At 57.5% G+C, this 2,701-nt stretch carries 2 protein-coding genes; both read right to left on the bottom strand.

All coding sequences use genetic code 11. From position 1 onward, the window contains the following. Positions 1-905: Ig-like domain-containing protein (locus BN1120_RS21140; protein WP_202904024.1), on the bottom strand; the 905-nt coding region annotated here is incomplete at its 3' end. A 303-nt stretch (positions 906-1,208) separates the two neighbouring features. Then, positions 1,209-2,701, bottom strand: a 1,493-nt coding sequence (locus BN1120_RS00015) for an Ig-like domain-containing protein (RefSeq protein WP_202904025.1), incomplete at its 5' end; no start/stop codon positions are given.

A 2,701-nucleotide genomic window follows, 5' to 3' on the forward strand; every position in this document is an offset into this window, starting at 1 on the left:
GCATCGGTGACGGTGACCTGGACTGCGTTGCTGGTCACGCCATCCAGGCTGGCGGTCACTTCCGTGGAGCCCGCAATCCTGCCGGTCAGAAGACCAGTGGTGGAGACGGTGGCCGTGGTGATGTCGGCTGGCAGCCAGGCGACGCTGCCGGTCACATTGGCCGTGGTGTTGTCGCTGTAGGTGGCGGTGGCAGTTAGCTGCTGGGTCTGGCCTTTGCCGACCGACACGCTTGGGGGCGTGACCTGGATGGCGGTGAGGACTGCATCGGTGACGGTGACCTGGACTGCGTTGCTGGTCACGCCATCCAGGCTGGCGGTCACTTCCGTGGAGCCCGCAATCCTGCCGATCAGAAGACCGGTGGTGGAGACGGTGACCGTGGTGATGTCGGCTGGCAGCCAGGCGACGTTGCCGGTCACATCCGCCGTGGTGTTGTCGCTGTAGGTGGCGGTGGCGGTCAGCTGTTGGGTATGGCCTTTGCCGACCGACACGCTTGGGGGCGTGACCTGGATGGCAGTGAGGACGGCATCGGTGACGGTGATCTGGATTGTGTTGCTGATGATGCCATCGTGGCTGGCCGTGACGGTGGTTGTCCCTGCGTCTCTTGCAGTGAGTGCACCGGATGCCGAAAGGGTGGCGATCCGGTCGTCACTGGAATGCCAGCTTGTCTCACTCGTCAGATCCTTGACCGAACCATCGCCGTAATGACCCGTTGCAATAAAGGGCTGGTTATTGCCTTTTGCCAGGATGAGTGAACTGCTTCCTCGAGTGCTGACCGGGCTGGCAACAATATGGATCCGTTCTAACGATGGGGAGGTCTCGGGGGTGGAATCCTCTGAGCCACCACTACAACCCAATAATAAAAATGAAAAAAGCAGGGCGACATATGACCGTAATATCTTTGTCATAGGTAAAGTCCTCCAGGTTTATATTTCTGGCGCAAGCCTTGAAGGGCTCGCATGAATTTATTTGCGTCGTGATAGTCAGGCTGGAAATCATGTTTTTGATGGGGGTGTTTATAAGCCCATTCACAACATCTGATTTCAATCAGAGCGGCGTTAATCGCCAGGTGTTGGTTGGCGGATAGTGGCCGCCAGTAATCTATTCACTGTCTAGACGTTTACTTACTGGGGGCGCAGGACGGTGTTGTGTTGCAGATGCCCTAGCGCACGGATATAGCTGGCGCTTGCGCGCCAGCAACAGGTTAAAGGCTAAATGTCCTTACGAACGCAAGTTACGTTGTATTCACTGTTGATGCTGGCGTAGTTGGTGTTGCCGCTACCCATGTGTTTGCTGTGGTGACTGAGTATCCCCGTTGTATTGCGGGCCCAGGTCCAGTAGTAGCTGGTAGTACCACCACACTGATGGGGATTGCCCAGGGGCCACCCGTGAACACTACACATCTCTGAATTGGGCTGACCGGTAGCCGTAGCAGAAGTGCTCTGAATAAATAGATTTTCCAGCTCTTTTATGGTTGGCAGGCGATATGCGGGGTTCAGTCCTTTACAATAGGCATCGGCATTCCGCAAATTACGCTTGATGGTGTCAGGAGTTGTGAAAAACGGTAAAAGAGCCACCTCTTCTACTTCTATTTCTGCGGTGGCGCTGAAATGTTGGCCATTGACCTCACCGGAGGCGGTAATGGTAACAGTCCCGGCAGACACGCCGATCACCATGCCTTTGTCGGCGCCACTGCTGCTGATGGTGGCTACAGCCTGGTTGCTGGAACTCCAGCTCACAGCGTTATCCGCAGTAACATCGAGTACCTTGCCATCAGAGAGTATGGCTTCCCCTTTGAGCAGTTCACTCAAGCCTACAGGCAGGGTGGAAATGGTGGAGGAGATTTGAACCTGGGTCACGACGGCATGGGTAATGGTCACCTCGGCGGTGGCGCTGAAGGGCTGGCCGTTGACCTCACCGGAAGCGGTGATGGTGACGTTGCCCGCCGATACGCCGGTGACCATGCCTTTGTCTGGACCACTGCTGCTGATGGTGGCGATGGCCGGGTTGCTGGAACTCCAACTCACGGCGATATCAGTGGTGAAGTCGAATACCTGGCCATCTGAGAACAGGGCTTCTCCTTTGAGTTGTTCACTCAAGCCTGCAGGCAGGGCGGAAACGGTGGGGGTGATTAGAACCTGGGTCAAGACGGCGTGGGTGATGGTCACCTCGGCGGTGGCGCTAAAGTGCTGACCATTGGCCTCACCGGAGGCGGTGATGGTGACAGTGCCCGTCGATACGCCGGTCACCACGCCTTTGTCGGGACCACTGCTGCTGATGGTGGCAACGGCCGGGTTGCTGGAGCTCCAGCTCACGGCATCGTCAGTGGTGACATCCAGCAGCAGCATCGACTGATGACCATCGTACAGAAGGGCTTCTCCTTTGAGCTGTTTACTCAAGCCAATCGGCAAGGAGGAAACGGCGGGGGTGATCTGTACCTGGGTCACGACGAGACTGGTAATGGTCACCTCGGCCGTCGCGCTAAAGGGCTGGCCATTGGCCTCACCGGAGGCGGTAATGGTGACAGTCCCTGGGGACACGCCGGTCACCATGCCTTTGTCGGGACCACTGCTGCGGATAGTGGCGATGGCAGGATCGCTGGAGTGCCAGCTCACGGCGTCGTCAGCGGTGACATCCAGCACCTGACCATTGGACAGAGTGACTTTCCCTGTGAGCCGTTCACTCCAGCCTGCCGGCAGGCTGG

Source organism: Aeromonas caviae (genome assembly GCF_000819785.1).
Taxonomy (GTDB): domain Bacteria; phylum Pseudomonadota; class Gammaproteobacteria; order Enterobacterales; family Aeromonadaceae; genus Aeromonas; species Aeromonas caviae.